General features: G+C 34.0%; 19 protein-coding genes and 2 pseudogenes. All 21 read right to left on the bottom strand.

The annotated features are described in order from the left end of the window. Positions 1–21: 21 nt before the first annotated feature. Complete coding sequence (locus tag B8869_RS00915; RefSeq protein ID WP_084229896.1) at positions 22–537, bottom strand: flavodoxin family protein; 516 nt, start codon at positions 535–537, stop codon at positions 22–24. Positions 538–547: 10 nt separating this feature from the next. Continuing rightward, a complete protein-coding gene (locus B8869_RS00910; RefSeq protein WP_084229895.1) occupies positions 548–1309 on the bottom strand; it encodes an ABC transporter ATP-binding protein in 762 nt (253 codons plus the stop codon). After that, positions 1299–2288 carry a FecCD family ABC transporter permease gene (locus tag B8869_RS00905; protein WP_084229894.1) on the bottom strand — a complete coding sequence of 330 codons (990 nt, stop codon included), beginning with the start codon at positions 2286–2288 and terminating at the stop codon, positions 1299–1301. Before B8869_RS00905 ends, B8869_RS00910 begins: the two co-directional genes overlap by 11 nt. Then, entirely contained in the window at positions 2275–3183 is a 909-nt protein-coding gene (gene isdE, locus B8869_RS00900) for a heme ABC transporter substrate-binding protein IsdE (RefSeq protein WP_144017917.1), read from the bottom strand. Before isdE ends, B8869_RS00905 begins: the two co-directional genes overlap by 14 nt. Continuing rightward, positions 3173–4156 (bottom strand): heme-binding Shp domain-containing protein, encoded by a 984-nt coding sequence (locus B8869_RS00895; protein ID WP_084229892.1) that lies wholly within the window; start codon positions 4154–4156, stop codon positions 3173–3175. Before B8869_RS00895 ends, isdE begins: the two co-directional genes overlap by 11 nt. Next, positions 4146–5456, bottom strand: a complete 1311-nt coding sequence (locus B8869_RS00890) for an NEAT domain-containing protein (RefSeq protein ID WP_234989704.1) — start codon at positions 5454–5456, stop codon at positions 4146–4148. Before B8869_RS00890 ends, B8869_RS00895 begins: the two co-directional genes overlap by 11 nt. 379 nt (positions 5457–5835) lie before the next feature. Next, on the bottom strand, positions 5836–6273 hold the full coding sequence (locus tag B8869_RS00885; RefSeq protein WP_084229890.1) for a hypothetical protein: 438 nt from the start codon (positions 6271–6273) through the stop codon (positions 5836–5838). Positions 6274–6365: 92 nt separating this feature from the next. Then, positions 6366–6533, bottom strand: coding sequence for a hypothetical protein (locus tag B8869_RS12370; RefSeq protein WP_234989792.1), 168 nt, complete (start codon positions 6531–6533; stop codon positions 6366–6368). A 49-nt stretch (positions 6534–6582) separates the two neighbouring features. Then, positions 6583–6900, bottom strand: a pseudogene (locus tag B8869_RS12365) (TraG/TraD/VirD4 family protein); the annotation flags it as partial. A gap of 456 nt (positions 6901–7356) precedes the next feature. Beyond that, positions 7357–7839 carry an ABC transporter permease gene (locus tag B8869_RS00875; protein WP_084229889.1) on the bottom strand — a complete coding sequence of 161 codons (483 nt, stop codon included), beginning with the start codon at positions 7837–7839 and terminating at the stop codon, positions 7357–7359. 23 nt (positions 7840–7862) lie between these two features. Continuing rightward, positions 7863–8369, bottom strand: coding sequence for a hypothetical protein (locus tag B8869_RS00870; protein ID WP_084229888.1), 507 nt, complete (start codon positions 8367–8369; stop codon positions 7863–7865). 32 nt (positions 8370–8401) lie between these two features. After that, entirely contained in the window at positions 8402–9037 is a 636-nt protein-coding gene (locus B8869_RS00865) for an L-2-amino-thiazoline-4-carboxylic acid hydrolase (protein WP_084229887.1), read from the bottom strand. Between the two features lie 188 nt (positions 9038–9225). Further along, positions 9226–9843: a class I SAM-dependent methyltransferase gene (locus B8869_RS00860; RefSeq protein ID WP_084229886.1), complete on the bottom strand. Its 618-nt coding sequence runs from the start codon at positions 9841–9843 to the stop codon at positions 9226–9228. A gap of 269 nt (positions 9844–10112) precedes the next feature. After that, positions 10113–16337, bottom strand: a complete 6225-nt coding sequence (locus B8869_RS00855; protein WP_084229885.1) for a S8 family serine peptidase — start codon at positions 16335–16337, stop codon at positions 10113–10115. A 383-nt stretch (positions 16338–16720) separates the two neighbouring features. Next, positions 16721–17499: pseudogene (locus tag B8869_RS00850) on the bottom strand (replication initiator protein A). 422 nt (positions 17500–17921) lie between these two features. Continuing rightward, on the bottom strand, positions 17922–18827 hold the full coding sequence (locus B8869_RS00840) for an exonuclease domain-containing protein (protein ID WP_234989703.1): 906 nt from the start codon (positions 18825–18827) through the stop codon (positions 17922–17924). A 104-nt stretch (positions 18828–18931) separates the two neighbouring features. Then, positions 18932–20509 (bottom strand): recombinase family protein, encoded by a 1578-nt coding sequence (locus B8869_RS00835; protein WP_084229883.1) that lies wholly within the window; start codon positions 20507–20509, stop codon positions 18932–18934. Beyond that, positions 20491–22266, bottom strand: coding sequence for a recombinase family protein (locus B8869_RS00830; RefSeq protein ID WP_084229882.1), 1776 nt, complete (start codon positions 22264–22266; stop codon positions 20491–20493). The genes B8869_RS00835 and B8869_RS00830 overlap by 19 nt, the downstream gene beginning before the upstream one ends. Before the next feature lie 43 nt (positions 22267–22309). Then, positions 22310–22486 (bottom strand): SHOCT domain-containing protein, encoded by a 177-nt coding sequence (locus tag B8869_RS11540; RefSeq protein ID WP_153222780.1) that lies wholly within the window; start codon positions 22484–22486, stop codon positions 22310–22312. Further along, positions 22479–22880 (bottom strand): helix-turn-helix domain-containing protein, encoded by a 402-nt coding sequence (locus B8869_RS00820; RefSeq protein ID WP_084229880.1) that lies wholly within the window; start codon positions 22878–22880, stop codon positions 22479–22481. Before B8869_RS00820 ends, B8869_RS11540 begins: the two co-directional genes overlap by 8 nt. Positions 22881–22934: 54 nt before the next feature. After that, positions 22935–24923, bottom strand: a complete 1989-nt coding sequence (locus B8869_RS00815; RefSeq protein WP_084229879.1) for a DNA polymerase — start codon at positions 24921–24923, stop codon at positions 22935–22937. Positions 24924–25039 lie beyond the last annotated feature (116 nt).

The following is a 25039-nucleotide window of genomic DNA, read 5'->3' as shown; positions in this document are numbered from 1 at the left end:
TTTTTGTCTTACTTTTAGCTATTAGTTTGATAAGTGTTTTATGTTTTCCGCAAAATAGTTTGCGGCTTTTAATAGTTCTTCTTCTGTTGCCTCTCTTGATTTAAGGCTTGTTGTTATCATTTTTTCTTTAATTTTCTTCGGCACTATCACTCCTTTTATTCCTTTTAATTTTTCTATCATCTTTGGGTCTACTAGCCCAGGGCATATGTATTGACCCAGCGATTCTTTTCCTATTAGCAAACCTTCCAAATTCTTAATGACTTTTCTCCCGTGTTCTGAGTCGGGCATGGCGCCTAGTGTTGCAAATAGTCCCAACTTTTTATTTTTTATATTTTCTAAGTATTTAAGAGATTTTGCCTCCAAGGTTCCTCTGTCTATCCATCCTCCCAAGAGAACGAAGTCATAGTCTTTTGCGTCGGGAGAATCTTTTATGTCTTCTATTTCCATTTGATATTTGTCTTTTAAGGCTTCATAGATTTTTTTTGCCATTCTCTTTGTGTTGTCTGTCTTTGATGAATAAATTATTATTCCTTTCATTATTCCTCCTTTATTCTTCAGCCAATACATACTTTCTATCTTCTATATCTATGATTTTTAATTTTGTATCGTAAATTTTACTTATTTTTTCTCCAGTAAGCACTTCTTTTGCTTTTCCTTGAAATTCTATTTTCCCGTTCATCATGCCCACTATTGTGTCCGAGTACTCTATGGACTGATTGATGTCGTGAAGTACCATGATGATGGTTTTGCCAAGATTTTTATTTAAATCTTTTACTAGTTTTAAAATTTCTACTTGATACTTTATGTCTAGATAGGTTGTAGGCTCGTCTAAGAGCAGTATTTCACTGTCCTGTGCTATTGCCATTGCAATCCACGCTCTTTGAACCTGGCCTCCCGACAGTGAGTTGACTCTTTCTTTTCTTATTTTTTCCAAGCCGCAGACTTCTATTGCCTGATCCACTTCTTTTTTGTCCGCCGATGTGGGCTTTTGCATAAAACCTATGTAGGGGTTTCTTCCGTAGGATATTAATTCTTCTACTCTTATGTCCCCTGCAATTTGGTTTTTCTGTCTTACTATGGCGACTTTCTTGGCAAATTCTTTTCGCTCTATGTTGTTTATGTTTTTGCCGTCCAATGTTATTAGTCCCATCTTCGGCTTTTCCACTCTTGTTATTAATTTAAATAGGGTTGATTTGCCGCAGCCGTTTGCTCCTAAGAGTGTGGTGATTTTTCCTTTTTCTATTTTTAAATTTAAATCTTTTATTACCGGTTTTTTTCCGTAGGAGAAGAATAGATGTTTAATTTCCATAGTTCTTACCTCCTATTTTTAGAAGGACTATGAAAAATATTCCTCCTACTACTGTCATGACTACTGAGGGTTTTATCTCATAGGGGTAGGCTATTACTCTTCCCAATGTGTCTGAGAGAAGCAGTGTAATGGCTCCCAATATCATGGAGTAGGGTATTAGTCTCTTGTGGTTTGAGCCTAGGATTATTCTTGCTATATGTGGTACTACCAATCCCAAGAAGCCTATTACTCCTACTATTGCAGTGGAGACCGATGCTAAAATTATTGCTATGAGTGCCAATATAAATCTGTCTCTATTTACATTGACGCCTAAGGACTTTGCAGTTTGGTCTTCTAATTGAAGGAGGTTTGCAGTTCTTATTGTGAATAGGGATATGATCAAAAATATTATTCCGTAAACTGCCATTATCCTTACATCTTCCCAAGTCTTTTGTGCAACATTGCCTTCGATTATTGACTGCACATTTGTAAGATTGCCGCCCATCATGGATTTAATCGCTTCATTTACTCCCATTAATGTCATATTAAGTGCAACACCTACCAAGATTAGCTTTATCGGGTTTGAACCGCCGTTCCACGCCAGGGAGTATATTAAAAGATATGCTAATAGTCCCCCAAGCACCGAAAATGCTGGTGTTAAATAATAAAATTTAGGGAGAAGTATCATTACAAGGCTTGCTGACAGACTTGCCGCCGATGATATGCCTATTATCCCGGGGTCAGTTAAGGGGTTTTGCATTACCGCCTGAAGGAGCACTCCCGATATGGCAAGTGCCGCCCCTGCCAATACGGCTATTATTATTCGTGGAAATCTCAAGTCGTAAATTGTCGCTACATCCGGATCATATTCGAAAAAGAGTCCCCTTATGAGTTTTTGGAAGGTCATTTCTATTGATCCTGTCTTGGCTGAGTAGAGCGTAAGTCCAAGCAATATAATTATTGATATTAAATAGATCAGTATAACTCTACTTTTTTTCATTGCTTTCTCCTGTGTTTTCACTTAATGAGCTGTTGTAAAAAAGTTCTTCCAAGTCGTTTAGTGCTTCTTTGTAATTAAACTTGGCACTCATGCCGAACTTTTTATAGTCCAGGTCATAGACTTTATTTTCTTTTACTGCTCTGAAATGTTTCCAAATGTCGTTTTCAGCAAAGTCTTTTTTAAACATTTCCATTACATCGTCGGGTAGTGCATGGGCGGTTCTAAGTATCATGTCCGGATCCTTCTTAAGCATGTCTTCTGTGTTTATAGTGATAAATTGTTGGTCCGTTCCTTCATATACATTTTCCGCTCCTGCCAATTTAATAAGGCTTCCTGCGTAGGAGTTTTCAGTTGCCACTACATAGGATCCGGGAAGTCCCATAAGCACCAAGACTTTAGGTGCTTTTTTGTCCCTGTGCTTTGCCTTGTAATCTTCTATAAATGTTTTATAGTCATCTATCAGCTCTTTGGCTTCTTTTTTTCTGTCCAAAAGATTGCCTAAGTCTTCAATTGACTTATACATTCCCTCAATGTTATTTAGATTTAAAAATCCGTAGTCCAAATTTGCCGCCTTGTATTTCGGAAGCAAGTCCGATATTAAAGATACGGGCGAGAAGACATAGTCGGGATTTAGCTGCTTTAACTTTTCTATATCAGGTGTCATTGCCATGCCTACCTTGGGTACGTCCTCATACCTTTTGGGCATCTTGTCTATATCGGAATCGGGTACGGCTACCAAGTCAATGTTAAGTTTTTCCATTATGTAAACCGTCGCCATAGATGTTGCCGCTATTCTTAACTCTCCTTCATGCTCTTTTGTGCTTTGCTTTTGATTTACGCAGGCTGTGAGAGTAAGTAATGCAAGTGCCGCCGCTATGATTTTTTTAATCTTCATAGACATCACTCCTTTTTTGATTTAATTCCTCTTCAACCTTAGCTTTGTATATAAAGGACATAGCTACTGTTATTAAAAGGGCTGAAGTTATAACTACCGCCAAAGCAATAAGGCCGTATATGCAAGCCATGGTTATCTTGCCGGGCACTGTTTTTTCTTTTGAATTTTTTTCCCCCTTACTGTCTTCCGAATAATATAATTTTTTAATTATCGGGGAGTCCTTTGTGAGAAGTCCGTGGGAGTATCCCAAGTCTCCCGCCGACATTTTGGAGTTTACAATTTTTTGCTCTATCTTTTTTCCTTCGCCTTCAGGTCCGATTATCTGTCCTACTTGTACATTGTTCTCTACAGGTGTAAGTCCTTCCATGTTGGGCATTGTACTTTGATGTGCGTTTATTTCTTGTGAACTATCACCGTTCTCTTCAACTTCATCATTTACAAGACCTTGGTTCTTATCTTTTGTTGAAGGTGTGCCGATATTTTTAAGAGTTGCAAAGTCGGTGTTTCCCTCTACAAAGTCAGATATTGTGTAATAAAAAATTACATCTCTTCCCATGGGCCCCACGAAAAACGTCGCTCTTACTACTATGTTTTTGCTCGGTATTTCAAACCTGTAGTCCCTCGTCTCTTCAGTCCGGCCTGTTATTTCCGCCGCAACTGAATAAAAGTCTTCGTCGCCATAATTTTGTACTGCAAAAGTTTCGTTCTTTATATAGTTGGCAAGGTTGTATCTCACGCTTAAAAACATTCTTCCGTCGTCCGTTGTCTCTAATAGTGCTTGAGGTGACAATACATTTTCTGTCATGCCTTGACCTATTCCGGGATTGTTACCTGGGTCTTCTATAGCTCCTGTCACCGGATGAGCGTAGTAAGGTGTTGCCTTTCCTGTTTCCTGTGTATATGCAAAGACATTACTTATCATTGAAATAACTATTAAGAGACTTAGGAGAATGGCTTTCATTTTATTTTTCATCTTTTCCAAGTCCTCCTATAAAAAGTATTTCTTCTTTCATATCTCTAATTGCTTTTAAATTTTTCTTTATGAAACATATTGAAAGTATGCTAAGGCTTATAAAAATTAACAGGGTAATAATTATTACGCCTCTGTATTCTCTCTCTACAGCTCTGTCATCAAGTTTTTCCTGTGAGTTTGACGTTTCCTTATGTTGTTTCGCAAAGTCCAATTGTTTTTGCAAAGAGTTTTGTGTCTGACTTTGTGGTGCCGATGTTTGTATATTATTTACGCCTTCACTTGTCACTTTCTTTTGAGCCGTTTTTTTCACAACAGGTTTTGGAGAAGATTTTTTAACTGTTTTTAAAAACGTCTCTGCTCTTTCTTCTTTACTTCCCTGTCCGCTATTTTGTGTATCTGCGCCTGGTCTTTGTGTCAATGTATCGCTTTTAACTAAGACATAGACACCGGGGTTTTTTACCTTCGTCTTTACATGTTCCTTGTCAAAGGTGAAGTCAATCTTCTTTCTTTCGCCCTCTGTATAGTCATAGAGAGTTAAGTTGTCTTCTTCTTCTTTGAGTTTTAAAAGGGGAAGTCTAAGCTCCATTTCCTTTTGAGGAATAATTCTCTTTCTCTTGTCCTGAATGTTTTTGTCTTCTTCAGTTATTTCATTTAAGGGTCCTAAAAATTCGATTTTAAATACATTTACTTGATCAAGTTTGTCAAAGTCTTGTGAATACTTTTCTGCATTTTTGCCTGTGAGTTTGTTGCCGTAGAAAGAAAATTCTTCTTGAAAAGTTTCCGCCTCATAATTTACGATTAAATTTTTATTCTCCGCTTCTCCGGAAACGCCCTTGTCAAATTCAGGCTTCTTAGGCCCTGTTTCAAATTTTTTAATGAGGTCCGCTTCGTCCTTGTCTATTTTTTCAATAGAGTTATAATCAAGCTTTACCCTTGCTCTTATGGGTTCATCTCCCATGGGCTCAACCTTAGGATCTACATATACATTTAACATCTCATCCATGTTAATCAGCTTCGTTTTAAATACACATGGACGTTTATCGTGTTCTTTAGGTATTTCCATTTCAAAGTCGCCTGGTTCTGCGGGATAATAATTGCCGTCTTCCTTTTGAAAGTATATGTTGATAAGAGACGCTGTGATGCCCATGTACTCCATTTTTCCTGAGCCTGTGTATAAATATCCCTCTTTGTCTTTGACTTCTAATTCAGCTACTTGAACCATGGCTTTGTTGCCCATGCTTTCCTTCTCTTCGTATGCGTGCCACAACTTGACGGGGATCTTGTAGTAGCCGTCCTCCAAGTTTATTAAGTTGTCCTTATTCGTGTTTAAATTACTTTCCGCACAGTAGTTCCTGCCGGGTATTAGAATTAACAATAAAAGTATGTATAGTAAAAGTTTCTTTTTAATTTTGGATACCTCCTCCACTTAATTGATAGCACATATCAAAATAATATAGCTTATTAGTGTTTTTTGCATTGTTTTTCACAATTAAAAAAAGTTAACTCACATTAACTTTTTTTTATTTTTTAATTTAATTTTTGACATGGTTTTTGTGCAACCTCTATTTCATCTAATTTATAACTGTTATCAATAAGTTTTTTGATTTAATTTTTAATTTTAATGTAGGTTAACGGAAAATACAAAATTTTCTCTTTCTACGTGATCATAAAAACCTATTTTAGTTTTGATACTTAAATTCGCAGAAGTTTGTAAAATTCCTTCGCCTAAATTGTTCCAAAATTTTATTATTCCCATAGGCAATTTGTACTTTCTCAATCATTTTGGTTTTGAGACAAAGATAGGCATCTTCTTTTCTTATTATTTCTACTTCTTTGTCAAAGCCCATCATGGCCATGGAGTTTTCTACAAAAGAATTTTTATTGTTTTCACTGACCTTGTATATTGTGAGATTAATCTCACTGAAGACTTTGGAGTAAACTTGCAGCAGCTCATCATTTCTTACTTTCTTTTTCAGCTTATTGATTTCGTTAATATGAGATGCATATAACTTTATTGTTTCTCTAAGGTTTTTTACGTGGATGATTTCTCTCGCTACTTTATTTAAAACTTCCTCTTCTATTCTTCTCTTAGTATTACCTTTACTCTCTTGCCGCAAGTAAAGGTAATGACTAAGTTGTTGCCAAGAGATGCCAGTGCCGATGCGGGGCCGAAGGAGGAGATAAATATTGCTATTGGAAATATTAAGTTTTAAAAGTTAACTTGGTTTTGGCTGTATAATTTGGCTCCTATTATTATAAATACTATATTTGCTATTAATATTATTGTGGATGAGGTTGCAAAGTTATTTCCCATGTTGCGAGAAAGCTTTTTGGAGGATCTGTTTAAGTCCTTGGTGAGTTTGTTTAACTCTTTCATTCTCTCCTTTTCCATGGAGAAGTTGATTACTTCTTTTATCCCTTTTAAACTTTCCAAAATCCATTACAGTTATTTCATCTTGGCTCATCAGTTCCTTACCAGTCTTTTGGTAATTTAGAGCAAAAGATTTTTGGTTTGATCTTGTTTCTGATGCGTTATATAGGTCTATGGTTTCTTTTCCTAAAGTTTCTGATAATTCTTTTACTGTTGTTTTTTCTTTTCCTCCTAGAAAGAGTGTTGAGTCACAGTTACCAACTATTGTATCTGCATTATCCTTGTAGATTGCCTTTAATTGAGATTGTGCTTGAAGTATTATATTTGCTGATATTTCTCTTGAACGAATTGTTGCTATTAATTTTTCAAATTTAGATTCTGTATACTCAATATCTGTTTCATCTTCTGTATCTTTTGCACTTATTATTTCTTCATAAGCTCTATGATATTCTTCTGTGCAAGTAGCAATCATAAGCAACTTTTCTATATCCTCATTGGTAAACATAAGAGGATTTTCAACCACTCTTTCTACTATCAATCCTCTTTGTATGAGCCTATGATTTCTTCTTTTTCGTTCTCTTTCATTTGCAAGTTTTTCTAGTTTTTTACCTTGATTTTGCAATTGCTTCAGCTTTACATCACACCTTCCCATTTCCTCTTGAAGTTCAAAAATATGTTCCTGTACTTCCTGTAATGTTTCTTCCTTTTTAATTTTTGTTCTCCTTTTTTCATTTTAGACAAATAAAAACAGTAAACCTTTTTTGATTTACTGTTCCTGTGTTAGTTTTATTAAGTTATAAGTTACACAAACAAATATTTACCTATATCTCTATAAAAGCGTCAAAATGTAGCCGTCTATTACAGCAATTAGCAAATACATTACGAAACCTCTAACAAATGCTTCTATATGTTTTTTCGGATTTTGATAAAGTTTCTTGTCTGGTATTTTACTCAAGCGGATACGCTTTGTATTTCGCCACCACAAAAGGTCTATGACTAACAAATCGAAAATATTCAACCCCTGCCCCATAATACTTAAGTACAAAAAATTATTAAAGAAGTTATCTTCTTTGATAAAGAGACCCAAGAAAAACAGAATTACTGAAAATAATAATAGGTTGAATATAAACGTAATAAATTTATTATGTTTATTGAACTTCCCTTGATACTCCGAAATATTATTTATCTGAGCCTGCACTTCATCCGGATATGAAGAATAACTTTTTAAATTCTTCTCGTCTGTACCAGTTCCGATATAGCAAAGTAAGAAAAATACAATACATAAAATTACTGTTTCAACCGCTACCACCATTTTGTTCCACCTTACCTTCAAATTTATCTTCCTAAAAAGCCAACAAACAAAGCTTGAATTGCTGATATGATTGGTATTAGCAAAAATGGTACAAGCAGGAAATGTTCCCAAATCGCCAAATGTTTCATCCAATTATTAAACTCATAATCTTTGTGTCCCTCTGTTCCCGGAATAACTATCTTTTCTTTATATTTTCCTTGAAACAAGAGACAGTCTAACAACAAAAAATCTCCTGCATTCAATATACTCCACTGAATGTATCCCATCCAAAATAAATTCCAAAAGCCAACAACTCCCGAATGTAAAAGACTTATCGCCGAATAAACAAAACAAGTCCCAACAATAATGATGGTAAGTATCGTATTTATCTTTTTTTCTCGCTTTGTCATTGGTTCAAGTGCAGCCTTCTGAATGGCTTTAGGATAAGAATCAAAAAAGAATCTTGGATTAATAAGCACAAAAGAAGCCACTGTACCATTAAAAATAGCTGCTATAGCAATTCCGTCGAGAACTGCTTGAAGTAAATCCATAAAATCAACCCCCTTCATATAACCCTAATTTTTCACATTGGGTCCTTAGCCTTATCTCCAACAATCCAGTAATCACATATTTCTCCCCCAGATGCTAATGTCTGTTTTCTATGAAGCACTGCTTTTCTCTTTTCAAATACAATGTGGTCAACATCACAGCACAAAGGTAATAAATCAAGATAATCATTTTCTCTAGCAAATTTTTCCATAGGACACCTTGTAAAATGATAATAAAAACCGTCCCTATGAAGATTTTTATCAAAATTAAAATCCCATGTATTATTCTTATATTCTGGATGTTTATCTGCCCATTCTCTCATTTTATACATTTGTCCGGTAAATTTTTCCATATCTTTAGGATTATTTAAATCAAAATTACTTATAGCTTTGTTGATTAATTTATTGTTCAAGAATTCAACAATTACTTCTTTAAAATCATCTACCTTAAAATTTCCCGCTCTACATACAGCCATAAATACATATCCTAAGTAAATATTACCTGACATAGGGTTGTTCGCACCAATATCTTCGGTCTTTTCAATCATTTGTTTATATAGACCACGCGCCCTTTTTAAACTTTTCATAGTTTTATTCTTGCCAAATTTTCTAACCATTGGTCTTTTCAAGAATAAACTCATTAAATTAAAATACATACCTTTATATCTCACTAAAATCACCCCACTAATTTTTCTACAAGTTTAGATTCATATTTTCTGAGAAATTATTACACTAACAAGAAATCTGACACGTACCCCATAGTAACAAAACCAATCCAACCATCATCACCATGGCAAGCAATAATGTTAAAATCAAAATTTTTCCTCCTTCCTCTTAAGAAAGAATCCTAAAATTAATATTATTTTTTATAGGCAATCAGCACACCAACCGGTGCAAGACCTCCATTTACCAATTTCATTTCAGCTACTGAAAATCCATATTCATGGGTAAAATCTTCAAATTGCTTTTTATCCCATTCTTTATACATCTTAAACCCTACAATATACATCAGTCGTTTTTTGAATTTACTTTGTTTTCCCTCTTTCCATAAAAAAGTGGGAGCGAACAAAATACCATTCGGTTTTAATACTCTGTATATTTCTATCATTGCCTTATCAGGATTTGGCATTATATGAAGTGCATGAGCAATGACCACACAATCAAATTCTCCATCTACAAAATTTAATGATGTAGCATCAGCTATTTCAAAGACAAGGTTCTCGTATCCTCCATGCTTTCTTGCTTCCAAAATCATTTGTTCAGAAAAATCTGTTGCAATCCAACTTTTCGTATATTTTGAAAGGTTAAAGGATAGTTGCCCTGAACCACAAGCAAGTTCAAGTACATTCATATCCTTACTCAAATAGGGGTTTATGTATCCGCAAATTTTATCATAAAAACCTTTATCCTTCTTCATAAAAAAAGCATACAGCTTGGCGAATTTATCCCAAAATTTTTTATTGGTCTTATCACTCATTTTTAACAGCTCCTTTACTATAAGTCCAATGCTTATAATTTGTCTTTGTCTCATTATTATACAAAAAAATGGACACACTTACTGCATCCATTTTCTGTAAAGTTTTAACTTTTTACTCTTTTTTCTTCTTTAAAGGGCTTTCATTTCCAGAAAATTATTTGCCGCCAATGGGCAATCATGGAGACTGGTCCAACTCTGATAATACTTCCTTCTGGGTTGGAGCCCTTGTCCCCATGTGCCTAAATATTTTTCCTGCCTTTCTTCCAGGATTATTTTAAGATATCTCTTTTAATTATTACTTCTTTTGTATCCCCATTCCAGATGATGTCCTTGCCATCTACTAGTCCTAGTGCTCTTGCAATGTTTGCAATTGGAATCATTGTCCTATCGTTTTTAAGGATTGGTTTTACATCACTTTCGAAGACTGTGCCATTTACAATTATTTTATTTGTATCCACTGGTATTTTAACTACTGTGTCTTTATCTGTTAAGATTACTGTTCTAGTTGAAACATCCCATTCCACCTTAAATCCTAATGCTTCTGCTACGAATCTAATAGGGAGCATGGTTCTATTGTTTGATATAAATGGTTCTACATCCATTACCACTTCTTTTTGAACACCATTTATTGTAACCACAAGATTTTTTGAACCGATAACTAGTTTAGAATCTATCTTTATTTCTGTAGCTGGCTTGCTTTCAGTTTTTGCTGGTGTATAAAATTGTAGTGACCAGAATGGGTTGTAATTATATGGTGATACCCATGGATATTGTTCTCTTCCAGTTTCTTCAGGAGCTTTATTGTTATTTTCTTTTTCTGCTTTTGTAATTATGTCAATTACGTTTGCCTTTGAAGTCGCATCGTCTATTTTCTTAGTGATAGCAGCTTTTTCTTCTTTGCTTAGTTTATTAAGATTATTTAGCTTATCTTTTGCTTGTGCTTTAAGTTCATCAATACTTACGTTGGAAGCTTCTGCATTTTTAATAGCTTTGTCTAAACTTTCTTCGTTTGTAGCTTCTTCTATCGCTCTTAATGCTTCTGCTTTTTCTTCTTCGTTAAGTTTTGTTAACTCTTCTACTTTCTTTTTAGCATTATCCTTTTGTGCTTCTAGAACTATTGCATCTACAGCATCTTTAGTTGTCGCTTCGTCTATCTTGGTTTTAGATTCTGTTTTTTCTTCGTCGGTTAATTTATCAAGTGCATCGACTTTAGCTTTCTCTTGATTCTTATAGTCTTCTAGTGCTTGTCTATCTTTTTGAAGTTTTTGTGCTGCATCTACTATTTCTTTTACCCTTGCTTCATCTGCTGCATTTTGAATATCTTCCTTAGCCTTAGTTACTTCATCTGGCTTTAAGAGATTCATCTTATTGATTTCTTTTTGAGCGTTGTCTTTTTGTGCATCAAGAACTACAGCATCTGCTGCTTCTTTTGTAGTTGCTTCATCTATTTTTTTGTTATAGATTCCTTTTTCTTCGGCTGTTAGATTGTTTAGATTATCTAGTTTGCCTCTTACTTGATCCTTGTGTTCATCTAAGCTTTGTCTTTCAGTTTGTGTATTTTGTGCTGTTTTAACTATTTCGTTTATTGCATTTTCATCTGCTGCGCTATCTATATCGCTATTTGCTTTTGTTACTTCATGTTCTTTAAGCTTATTTAGACTAGCAATAATTTTCTTTGCATTATCCTTTTGAGCTTTTAGAACTATTGCATCTACAGCATCTTTATTTTCAGCACCATCAATACTAGCCTTATAAGCATTTTTTTCATCTTGACTTAATTTATCAAGCCCTTTGATTTTATTTACAGCTTCTTCCTTTGCATCAGCCAAGGATTTAGCTGCTTCTTCTTTTCTTCTGTCATCTTCGGCTTTTTTGTCTTTTAATGAAGTTAGACGAACTGTTAAATCTGTTTTCCATTCATCTTTTACAGCGTTAACTAAAGCTTCAGCATTATCTAATTCAGCCTTTGTTATATCTGAAATATTTTTTCCTTCAAGTGCATCTATTGCTTTGTCAGCTTGGATATATTTGTCTATTTCTTCTAAACGTTTTTGTAAATCACTCTTTGATTCACTCTCCTTTAGCGCTTCTACTTTTTCCTTAGCTGCTGTATAAGCTTCTTCAGTTTGTAATTTTTCTGCTGTTTCTACAAGTTTTGTTGCTTCGTCAATAGCTACTTTTTGCGTATCTTCGATTTCTCTTAGTTTTGCTCCTATCATGTAGCTACCTTGTGTTTGTGGTTCAATCCAGGCATTATTAAACATCTTTACAGAATCTATATCTGATGTTTTATTGTCTATTCCGAAGGCAAGTTCTCCTGATAGTTTTGTAAATGCTATATAAAATTCTCCATCAACTTGGACGTTTGAAATTTTTAAGCTATTCCATCCTTCTTGTTCAAAGGTCAAATCTTTAGAATAAAGAATCTTTCCAGGTAGACCATCTATGTCATTTTTGTCATAGATTGAAATTCTGTAACTACTGTTTTGTAAATCTGCTTCTTTAGTCTTTGTAATATAGTAAGTTACTTCTTCAACTTGTACATCTTTGTTGTTTGATATCTTGTTTGCAAAAGTTACATTCTTTTCATCCTGTCCTGCAAGTTCTGATGCCTTTTCTTTTGTGTATCCAACATTTTTTTCCTCTTGAAAATTAATTTTTTCTAGCTTAATTTCAATTTCCTTGCTGTCTGAAATTGTAATCTCTTCTCTGTAAGTTTTATATCCATCTGCACTTACAGCGATATTATATTTACCTGGAAGAATCTTATCCAAGCTTATAGCTGACCCATTTTCTTCTTTTAATATTTCTAGGTCATCTTGTTTATAAATTTTTACATTTGCATTAACAGGATTTGATTTTTCATCTGAAACTTTCACTTTTAATGTAGTTTCTTGTGCCTTATCAAGATAAATATCTTTTAATTCAAAATTATTTGTAATAGTTACTGGTATTTCCTTACTTGCATATCCTTCTGCTTCTGCTATTGCTGTATATGAACCAACAGGATGTTTGATTGAAAATTTACCTGTTCCTGCTTCTGATGTTACTGATACACCTGTTTCTTTTATTGTTATTTTCCCAACTAATGGTAAAATTCCATCGTTGCTAGAACTATTTTCAGAAGCCCTTGTCATATTTTGAAGTTTGAAAGGACTCTTGTTTTCAAATACATTTTCTGTTTGTAGGCTATTTCCTGTGTTCTTATTAAGATTTGTATTTATACTTATATCGTCAATGTACCAGCCACCACATTGTTCAGGACTAGATCCTCCCTTATCATCACCAGTATCAAGTAAAAATTTTATTTTAATTTTATCTGTTAAATATTCATTAGGAATTTCTACACCATCAGTAAACCAAGTGTGTCTATTGCCTTTCTTATCCAACATTTTTTCATCAAGTGTGTATATCTTTTCCCATTTATTTCCATCATCTTTAGAAATATATATTTCTCCTAAATCCTGGTTATAACTATCGTAATCATCAGAGTATCTTTTACCAGAAGATCCAAACCAATTTTGGTAATAAAGTTTTGCATCACTTAGTCCGGATAAATCCATTGTAGGTGAAATCAAACTATATTTTGACTTAGGTAGCCTGTGATCATTCATATTAGTAGCCCACATATTCATACCAGGGTTTTTCCCTAAAGATTGACTTTCTGTCGGCTTCTTAAAGTTAGCATTAAATTTATCCCCATACTCTAGCTCGCCAAAATCCCAAGCTAATTCTCCTGAATCACTAACACTAGTCCATCCTTGTTTTCCGTTTTCAAAATCATAGCTTAAAATTTCTTTCCCTTCAGTAAATGTTATTGATTGAATTTCAGAAGGTTCACTTGAATTTTTTCCTATTTTTGATACTGCATAATAATAGTAGCTACCCTTTTGAGGAATTGGTATATCAGATAAGGTTATTGACCATTTCCCAAAACCTCCACTGCTATCTCCTTTTTTAACTGTCTTTACACATTCAAAAGGTCCTTCCGGCTTGTTTGACCTATATAGTTCATAAGCTGTTATTTTATCATTATCAACTGGAGAAAAACTAAAATTGTATCTACCATTTTTTTGGCTTTTTAAATTTAAATATTTATTTGGTTTTTCAGGTATTTCTTTTACTGCTTCTTTAATTTTTATATCGTCTATATACCAGCCTTGTCCTTTAGTCTTCCAATTTCCATTTGCCCTAAGTCCAAACATTAAGCAAATTTTCTTACCTTTATACTCTGAAAGATCTATAAACTCATCGACCCATTTATCCTTTGATGAATTTCTATAAGTTCTTTTTGGTTTCCAATCTAAGTTATCAGCACTACTGTTAGCATCAACTTCTGCAATCCAAACTTCAGCTTGGTCAAAGAAAGCATAGTTTGAATTTCCAAGATCGTACCAATGTCTAAAACTAAGAACTGCATCTTTATCTGTTTTGCTAAGATCAATTGGTGGCATTACTGCTATTGTATCCTTTTTCAAATTATCTGAATATGGACCAGTTCCTATAAGTTTATTGTCTGGCTCGTCTGATTTTATTTTTCCCCATTTCCAAAGACTTGATTCTCCTCCAAATTCAAATCCGGAAATATCTGTTTCAAAATCTTGAACATATCCTATGTTGACACCATCTTTTACAACGAAATTGTATTCTTTTGTTTTAGTTACTGAGCCATTTATATCTGAACATTCAATATAGTAGCTCCCTGATGAAACTCCATTAAAAGTTGAAACAGGTATATCGACATTATAGTATCCATCAAGTCTAGTTCCTCGTTTTAGTTTCATTTCATGTTCTTCAAAACCTTTTCCACAATCTAAGAATAGCTTTACAGAGTCTATCCCAGTATTATCTTTTACATTCGCATCAAAGCTAGTTTTATATATGGTATAAACTGCGCTAATAGCTTTATGGTCTAGGCTAGGTTTTTCATTGTCTTCTCCCCTTGCTAGAAGTCTTCCCGAAAAGTTTCCCATCTTATCATTATTTACTTCTTTGCCTTTAGCCTGACCCATTGAAAGTTCAACTGCATTATAGGCATCTACTTTTCCATAGCCATAGCCATGGTTTGGACTGTCAACATAGTACTCATCTTTTAAAGGACTTGCTGTTTCGTTTAAAATTTTTTCAATTTGCTCCACACTCAAATCTTTGTTAGCTTGTAGCATTAGAGCTACAACGCCTGAAACATGAGGGCTTGCCATAGATGTGCCTGTATATAATTCATACCTATTGCCTGGAACAGATGATAAGATATTTACACCAGGTGCAACAATATCAGGTTTCCACTTATCTGTATAATCAGATTTTCCTCTTAGCGAGAATTTAGCTACCTTTTCATCTTTTCTAATAGCACCAACTGCATAGGCTTCTGGATATGAACCCGGTGTTCCAATTGAATTGTCTCCACCATTATTGGATTCACTAACATTACCTGCTGAAAATATAGGAAATATCCCTGCATCTCTCCATTTTTTTACCATATCTTGATAAAAACCATCACTAGAATTGCCTCCCCAAGAGTTATTTACAATTCTTGGTGCAAGTTCAGGATGTTTTTTTCCATTTGCATCAGTAGGTGCAAGAATCCATTCACCTGCTGCAAGTAATTTTGTATTATCAGTTTCTCCATTTTCATCAAAAACTTTTACTGCTATCCATTTTGTTTTTGGAGCAACTCCCAAAAGACTTCCTTCTTTTGAACCTAAAATTGTTCCACACACGTGTGTTCCATGTCCCCTATTATCAAATGGTTTTTCTTCAGCTCCATTTTTTTTATTAATTGTGTTATACCAAGAACATGCAGAAAGATTTGAATCATTTCCCCTATAATTTTTTGAAATAGCAGGATGGGAAGAGTCTACTCCTGAATCAATTATTCCAACAACAACCTCATTGCTAGAGTCCTTTGTAAGCTCTTGAGCTTTATCTGCTCCAATTGCCTTTAAATTCCATGGCACATGCTTAGATGTGTTATCTAAGCTTGCCTCCCTTGCTTCTGGAAAATTCTTTTCAGGCCTTTCTATTTTTATTTGCTTATTCTCTATTATTTCTTCTACATCTTGCCTTTTGGCTAGTTCTATAACTATAGATTTTTTAGCAACTATGTTTACACAATTTACTATAAAAAATGATTCGTATGACTTAACTGAACCTTCTTTTTTATTTTTGTCTAAATATTTCAAAATTGACTTTTGACTATTTTCAGCTAGTGATACTGACTCATCTACAATCTCTTTTCTTATTTGTTTTTGTAATTGATCTTTATTTATATTTGGATTTGATTTTTTTACTTCTGTCTTAATCTTTTCAGAATCTATCTCCTTTTTTAGTTTGACAATTACATCAACAAATTCATCATCCTTTACACTTATTATCTCTTTACTAATTTTTTCTTCGTAAGTTTTATTGCTTGCAGCAGCATAAACCTCAATGAAATTACTAAAAATAATAGTAAATAATAAAGTAAAGACTATGCATCTTTTAAAATTTTTCATAAAATCCTCCTTATTTTTATTAATTTTTTAAATCCTATAACTATTCCACCTTGGTCTGAATAATTACAATGTCTTTAAAGTTATGTAGTATTGCTACTTTTCCCTTAAATTCATTTGCTTTTCTTCCTATCATATTCGATATCCATGTCTTCCCCATCACTTTAGCTTACTGATAAACGGCTTCTGCTTTAATGGCCAGCTTATGGTGGTCTATTGCCCGGATGCTTTCCTCATCTATGGCAGGGTCTCTGGTTTTTTTTCTTTCAATCCTCCTCCTATATATTTAAGATTACAAATGATAACAATTATTAATTTTTAATTCTAGCATATATGTCCATTTCTTTCAACATCACTTTCTCTTAATACAAAATCTTTTAAGATTTTCATAAACTCTCTCCTATATCGTAATTCATTTTTCTTGTTGATTTTTCATTAATATTTTTTGCCTGATCATTAAGATACCAATTAATTATTGTTGCCTTGTGATCTTGATAAACTCTGTTATTTGCTTTCATATAAGACGACAACCTATCAATGTATTCACTAATTCTACTTCCTAACTCATTTGTTAAGTCCTTGTATTCTTCATCAGTCAAAAATATGTTTTTATATATTCCATAAGGTTTTTGCCCTTTATTAAAATCATTATTTCTTAACTCATTATTTCTAATATTGTTATAGTTACCTTCCGATTTTCGGAAATCTTGACTTTCGATATTCGAATCTCTTGAATTTCGATTATCGAACTTCTGGAATTTTGTTTTTCGAACTTCTTGATTTTTTAATTCCATATTATTAAATATGCTCATAAAGTCTTTAACATAAATTCTATTAGGCTTTCCCAGTCCTTGTCTTGTCTTTTCTTTTCAATCAGTCCTATTCCTGATTTAATATCAAGTTCAGCTATTAATTTATTTGCTTTTTCACTCGCACAATTAAATTGATCTTTTATACTTTCAATTATGTAATAAATAAAGACTTTTCCATCATCATCTATCCAGCCATTTTTATATGACAGACCCATTCGATTAAGCATATATGAATACAAAACTTTTGCTTCAATAGAAATGCTCTCAAAAATCTCATCTTCCATTAATACCATAGGTAACCTAATGAAGTTATACATTTCAGATTGCCTATTATAAAAAAAATCAAAATTCATTCCTGCCTCCTTTCTTTGAAATAAAAAACGACAGAATTATTGCTTTCTATCGTCTGAGATTTACATATTAAATTTTCATCACAAAATAAGACTCTTTAAAGAATCCTTAGTTTTATTGGTATGCTATTTACAATATCCATTATTAAAATAGATACTCTAAGCAGCACACCAACTATTTATTTTTTGAGTTTTAAACTTTGGTAGAAGTCTTGAACTCCTTGTATTTACATAACTATTTGCCTCTATCACTATTATGACATGAAACCCATCAGCAGGATCTAGTATCTTACCGTCTTTGATACAATTAAACTTTTCCTTTGAACTCTGAAACTATCCCTATATACTCTGAAACTTTTTATATTTGGGCATAGAAAAAGACGGTATCGCTACCGCCCAAAGTGAATTTATTAAGTAAAAAAACATCAATTTTCAAGCAAATCATAAAATGTAAATTCATCAATGATTTCTATATCCTGGCCATCCAATTTTAATTTTTCAGCTTTTTTATGCTTAGATGATTTTTCTCCTTTTAGAATTGCATTATAATCATTATTCCCGAGTATTAGATAGTTGGTGGATTTTGTAACACTGTTATCTAGTATGCCTCCCAAATTAACAACAATTTGCATTGCATCCTGTCTAACCATTTTTTCTAATTTACCAGTAAATACAACATGTCGATTATAGAAAAAATTGTCCTCATCTATTTCAACCTCAGTTGGTTGAATTGATTTGATATCTATACCTTTTCCACCATGAGCAGACTTAACCCATAAGTCTTGTATTTCTACACCTCTTTTTTTCATAGTATCTTTTATTGAGTCGTATAATTCTTTTGTAGCAATACAGTCTGCTATAGAACGGTGTTCATTATTCGAAAGACCCAAATATGCTGTCAAATCTGAAAGCCTATGATGTTTTAATTCTGGGAAAAGTTTTCTTGCAAATTGCATAGTATCCATATATTGGTTACCTAACTCAATGTTAAAGCCAGCATTTAAAAACCTTATGTCAAAAGATGTATTATGGCCAATTATTACATCATCTCCAATAAAAGATATTACATCATTCATCACAAAATCTATAGATGGCATATCTTTTACCATCTCATTTGTTATACCTGTTAAATCCGTAATAAATGGATCAATCTCATACTCTGGCTTTATTAATTGAGAATATCTATCTACGATTTCATTATCTCTTATCTTTAGTATCCCAATTTCTATAACTTCATCATAGTACGAAGATAATCCTGTTGTTTCTGTATCTAAAACACAGTAGTCATTAATGATTTGCTTTGTATAGTTCTTATTTGCCAAAAATCTCACATCCTTTTTCGAATTATTCTTGTGATATATTATACCCTCAAACAGGCTACCTATAAACCAAAACAGGCACCTCACCAATTTTATTGAAGTGTCTATTTTGGTTTCTAGCTATTTAATTCTACCTGGCTGCCATCAAGGAATGTAAATTCAACTTTTCCATCATGATGAATCGTAAGGCAGTCTACCATGCTAAGCCATACATTTTTATCAAACTCTGGCATAAGTTCTTGCTTTTCAAGTTCCTGTATAAAGTCCTCTACCTCATCACGCTTAGACTGCTTTTCTATGATGGTCTGCTTGATTTCATCCAGCCTAGTCTTTGTAGTATTAAATCTATTTACTAGGCTTGTGTATCTTACTTCATACTCATCTTGGTTTTGAACTTTTCTAGCATTCTCGTTTATACAGTCATTTACCTGTTCAGCTACAATGTTAAGTTCTTCTTCAAGCTCTATCTTTTCTTTCTCAAGCACTGAAGTATCAAAGATTATCTTTGCCATTTCTTTATGGTTGCTGATAATTTCCTTCTTGTTCTTGACCAGCTTATTAACTGCCTGTAAAAATAAGTTTTGGATTTCTTCTTCAGTTAAATGTGGAGTGCTACATTTCTCTTCAAACTTATGATTACACTGCCAAATCTTCTGACGGTACTTACTGGTTGAATGCCATGTCTTTGACCCGTACCAAGACCCACAATCTCCACATTTAATCTTGCTAGAGTAAATGCTAACGCTTGAAATTCGGTTCTTACCAGCTTTTCTTCGTTCTAGTAATCTCTGCACCCTATCAAATGTACTTGTTGGAATTATTGCTTCATGATTTCCAGTTACATAGTATTGAGGAATCTCCCCTTCATTCTTTTTCTTTTCCTTAGTTAGAAAGTCCACTGTGAATGACTTTTGAAGTAGTGCATCCCCTTTGTATTTCTCATTTCTTAAAATCGCATTAACTGTCCCTGCTGACCATTTCTTTTTTCCACCGGGTGTTAATATTCCTTCTTCCGTCAGTTCTTTAGCAATTCCAAATGGTGAATATCCTTGAAGGAAAAGCCTATAAATCTTTTTTACAACTTTGGCTTGCTCTGGATTTACCACTAAGTTGCCATCTTCTCCCCTGTCATAACCTAGAAATCTTTCAAACGGTACGGTCACCTTACCATCAGCAAATCTCTTTCTTTGGCCCCATGTACAGTTTTCTGAAATAGACCTTGATTCTTCTTGAGCAAGACTGGACATAATTGTAATAAGCAGTTCTCCCTTGCTATCAAAAGTCCAGATATTTTCTTTTTCAAAGAATACCTCCGTTCCATGTTCCTTTAACTTTCTGATGGTAGATAAGCTATCTACGGTATTTCTGGCAAATCTGCTAACTGACTTAGTAACAATAAGGTCTATCTTTCCATCAAGGGCATCTTTTACCATTCGCTTAAAACCATCACGCTTTTTGGTGTTGGTAGCTGATATTCCCTCATCTGTATAAACTTGTACGAACTCCCAATCTTCTCTACTTTTAATGTAGTTTGTATAGTAATCAACCTGTGCCTCATAGGAAGTTTGCTGTTCTTCGCTATCAGTTGATACTCTGGCATATCCTGCAACTCTTCTTTTTTTCACTTCATTAATTGGAGTCAGATTAAATTTACTAATGGTTGCAGGTATTGTTGTTACTTTCTTATTGACCATTTTTTCTCACTCCTTATCTTCTTCATTCTCTCGCTTGCTTCTTTTCTGTGTTCCTCATTTTTCCAGTATTCATGCATTTGAAGAATCTGCTTTTCGTGTCTTTCCTTAGTCCAAGGAGTACCACGTTTCTTCTCAAGATACGTCCTTATTTCCTCATGGTCATCTTTGAACTTAAACCTTACTTTATTATCAGCAATGTAGATCCTTTGGATTTTTTCATCCATTACCTTCTCATCAAACTCATCAAGTTCTAACACCTCACATAATAGCTTTTTAAGCGTTCCTTCTTGAATTGAGTTATGTGGGCATTCACTTCTTTTTGTTCTGCATGAAAGGTATGTTATTTTCTCCCCTGTCTTTAGTGTTGTTTTTAGAGCATTAAATGAATTACCACATCTATCACATTCAATTAGTCCTGTGAAAGGTGTAGCTGGATTTTTTCTATGATAATTATGTTTATTTTTTCTTTGCTCCGATATTTTTGCTCTAACTTCTTCAGTAAAATATTTCTTTCTGTCTATCTTTCTATATGCTTTTTCAACTATTCTTCCATTTGTAAGGTAGAATATAAATTTTTCTTTTTTAATCACATCAATATGATCTATTTCTTTAGTAAAAATCTCAGGAGCATAATCTTCAATTTCTAAAACTTCACAGATAATTTCTTTTATTAGCCTATCGTTTATATCACCGGTATGACATGGATTACCGTGTCCTGCTTTTCTTGTGGCACAAACCCAATACTTGTTTTTTCCATTTACTAAATTCCTAACACTACTTTGAAAATTCTTACCACAATGTGGGCATCGTATCTTTCCGGTCATTTCAGTTGTCGGTATTGCAGGGTTTCCTATTGCCCCAGCAGTCCTTCTTCTTTCCATTTCAACCTGCACTTTGTCATAGGTTTCTTTTGGAATAATTGCCTCATGTGTATTTTCTACATAATATTGAGGTAGTTCACCCCTATTAAGCTTTCGCTTTTTAGTGATAGGATCAACTACATATTCTTTTTGAAATAGCAGGTTTCCTGTGTAAGTGATGTTTCTTAGGATTACTTTTATATTAGAATCTACCCATCTATAGCCTCGCCTAGTTGTTATCCCTTCTTCAGCAAACATCTTCTCAATCTTCATTCTTGATTTTCCAGAAAGATATTCTGAATATATTCTTTTTACAATCTCAGCCTCTTCCTCAACAATTACGAGTTTATCGCCTTCCCAAACATATCCGAATACATTAAATCTGCCATTTGGTATGCCTTGTTTAAATCTTTTTACTGTCCCCCATTTCACGTTTTCTGAAATGGACCTTGATTCTTCCTGTGCAAATGAAGCTAGGATGGAAAGCATCAGCTCCCCATCACCACTTAATGAATTGATGTTTTCATTTTCAAATATAACTTCAATTCCCTTTGATTTAAGGTGTCTTACTACTTCCAAAAGGTCAACTGTGTTTCTTGCAAAACGCTTGATGGATTTTGTAAGGATAATATCGATATTTCCTTTTTCACACTCTTCCATCATTTCCATAAAGCCTGGTCTTTTAGCTGTGCTTGTTCCTGATATACCATAATCAGAATAAACGCCTTTAAATTCCCATTCAGGATTATTTTGAATAAGTTTGCTGTAATAACTTATCTGTGCAGATAAGGAATGCTTAAGTCTATCAGTTTCCATAGATACTCTGGCATAGGCAGCAACCTTTTTTCTTGTTTCGATGAGTGGCTTTTTCACATCGATTTTTTGTACTTTTTTCATTGGTCTACCTCCTTTGTCAGTGTATATACATCACTCTAAACGCTTAATATATCAAGTCATTTAGTGAGAAAAGCTCCCCTATAAATGGATGATATTTTTCCAGTAAGATACAATTCATTTCTTCGAATTCTTCCTTATTTATAATGTGATTTTTGAGCATTTTTACAGCAATGGAGATAGATAATTGATACATCATTTCAGCGTGTTCCTCTTTATTCATCACCATCACCGCCTCTAAACCTATCCTCTATATAGCAGGTATGACAGCAGTATTTTCTGTTTTCATGAGGATAGGCCTTAAATGGTTTATGGCAATTAAGACAGGCATGTTCTTCAAGTTTTGTCTTATCCAGTTTTGCCCTATTTCTGTTCCACCACTTTCTTTTACACTCCTCACTGCAGAATATCTTTTTCTTGGTACGCTCTTTTTGAATGATTTCTTTTCCACACCCTTTGCAATAACATTTCTTGGGAGTAAAGGTTCCAGCTAAGTTGTTATTTCTGCAGAACGATTTAATGGTATTTACACTTATCCCAAGTTCATTTGAGATTTTCTTATATCCTAGACCTTCTTCTCTCAGTTTTTTTATCTTTTCTTTTTCTTCTAAATTCATAAAGGCTACCTCCTATTAGGTAGCCTTGGGAAAGGTCAAAATCTGACGTTTCTATTAATCTTTTTTATAAAATTCGCATTCGTAACCATCTGCACGAAGAAGTAATCCCTTCGCCCAAGGTGGTGTTCTTCCCATTTGCTCACATACTGCAGTAAGGCTCATTCTTTTATCAGCTTCTATAATTATTTCATCATGGACATGTGCTACAATCTGGCAGTTTCTTAATGTCTTCATAGCAAAAAGCAAAATATCTCTCGCAGTCCCTTGAATAATGTTTTCTACAAATTTAGGACCATAACTTTCCAGTCTTTCCCACTTTTTAGCATTACCGACACCTTCATAAGTAACTGACTCGCCACCGAATTTATTCTCGCCAATTCTAGGTTTTACATAGGCAAGTTTTCTTCCTGAAGGAAGTTCTATAAATAAAAATCCACTTTTCCATGAGAATGTAATGCCATGAGTCTTAGTATCTATTCTTTGCTTTATACAAGTTTTGACCGCTCTATCAACATCCCACCAAAGGCTAGTAATCATAGGATTTGAGTTTCTCCAAGCATCAACCAGTGGCTGAAGTTCTTCTTCAGTAAGTCCCATATCAAGTGCTCCCATAGCTTTTAAGGCACCTACCGAACCACCATAGCCAAGTGCGAGTTCTGCAATTTTACCTTTCTGCCTAAGATGACTATTTACACCATGCTTTTCAACAGGAACTCCAAACATCTGACTTGCCGATGAACAGTAGATATCTTTACCTTCTTCAAAGACTTTCATTCTCCATTTTTCCACTGCAAGCCATGCAAGGACTCTCGCTTCAATAGCTGAAAAGTCAGCTACAATAAATTTGTTATTGTTCTGTGGCACAAAGGCAGTTCTAATCAGTTGAGATAAAGTATCTGGGATATCTTCATATAGCATTTCAAGTGAATCTACATTTTTCTCTCTTACAAGTGCTCTTGCCTCAGCTAAGTCTAGTAGATGGTTTTGTGGTAGGTTTTGCAATTGAACAAGTCTTCCTGCAAATCTTCCGGTTCTATTCGCACCATAATATCGAAACATTCCTCTTTCCCTATTATCTGTACAGGCAGCATTTTTCATGGCTGTATACTTCTTAACAGAAGACTTGGATAACTGCTGTCTTAAAGTAAGAACCTCAGCAAGTTCTTTTGATGCAGTCTTTATTTCTTTTGCTACTTCCTTTTTGCCTAGAGACTCCATTTCAAGTCCATGCTCCGATAACCAGTTTCTCATCTGAAGAACTGAGTTAGGATTTTCAAGTCCAGTAATTTCTGTTAGCTTTTGCATAAGACTAGCCTTTACATCGCTATCTAATTTGATTGCTGATTCAACAAGTACAGGATCAATAGCAATGCCCCTATCATTTATTTCCTGGTCTAAATAAAACTCATCCCATATATCTTCTGAAACAGGAAACTTTGATAGTTTTGCTTGAATTCCCATTTCTACTTCCACATCACGCTTGTTATATGATTTGAATTGTTCCCACTTTTCTTCATCATGAAAGTACAGATTCCTTGTTCTTCCTCCGTTAGTTTTTGTCGGAGTGCAAGGCACACAGAAATACTTTATTAGGCTCTTACCTTCACTTAGTTTCTGCTTATCAAGTCCAAGTACAGCACCCACTCCTTCAAGAGATAGTGGAAGTCCTAGTGTTGCTGACCAAATCATGGTACATTTCCAAGAAGTCGGATTTAAAAACATAGCCTTTGATGTACTAAGTTCATGATTATCATAGAAAGGATCTAGACTGGTGCCTTTATCCATTAAATACCTTGATAAACAAACTCTCTCAAATTGTGCATTAAATGCCCATTTACTTATTTTCTCATCAGTGAGTGCGTCCAATATTTCAACAGGAATTTCCTCTCCTTTTGCTAAATCTATGACTTTAACTTCACTCCCATCAACGCTGTAAGCAAATAAGAGTATTTCAAAATCTTCTGATTCGGCATATTTATATACACCACATTTTTTAAGGTCTACACTACTATAGGTTTCGATATCTATAGAGATGTTATCCATCTTCTTCACCTCCAATAAAAATAAGGGTGGCAGATTAGTGCCACCCACCATGTTACTTTCTGTTTATCTTTTCTCTGATGTCTAGATAAAGACTTACCAGTGTTTTTGCTACAAAA

This window comes from Peptoniphilus asaccharolyticus DSM 20463, from assembly GCF_900176115.1.
Taxonomy (GTDB): domain Bacteria; phylum Bacillota; class Clostridia; order Tissierellales; family Peptoniphilaceae; genus Peptoniphilus; species Peptoniphilus asaccharolyticus.
The sequence above is the reverse complement of the archived record's forward strand: the minus strand, read 5'-3'. Positions and strand labels throughout refer to the sequence as shown.